The 278-nt window shown below is 58.3% G+C and carries 1 protein-coding gene; it reads right to left on the reverse strand.

The features are described 5' to 3' along the window. Positions 1–278: recombinase family protein (locus DH10_RS35925; RefSeq protein ID WP_192385959.1), on the reverse strand; the 278-nt coding region annotated here is incomplete at both ends.

A 278-nucleotide genomic window follows, 5' to 3' on the forward strand; every position in this document is an offset into this window, starting at 1 on the left:
CCGGTGTCCGGGACTTACTGAAACACGCACCGTCATTCGCAAACTGCTCGGCGCAAAATTCGATTCGCACCCCTGCCATCTGGCATCGGAATTCGTAGGAAGCGCTTTCATCAACGTTCTGGAATCGCCCCCAGCGGCTCACATCGTAAACGACAACCGTTTCGAAATCGGCGTGCCCGCTCTCAACATCAGCCAGCAGCTGCTGCAGACCGGGCCGCCCATCAAGGTTGAGCCCGCTTCTGCCGGCGTCCTCATATGAGGCGAGTTGTGTCAACGGT

Origin of the sequence: Mesorhizobium silamurunense, from assembly GCF_014843825.1 — a bacterium.
GTDB lineage: Bacteria > Pseudomonadota > Alphaproteobacteria > Rhizobiales > Rhizobiaceae > Mesorhizobium > Mesorhizobium silamurunense.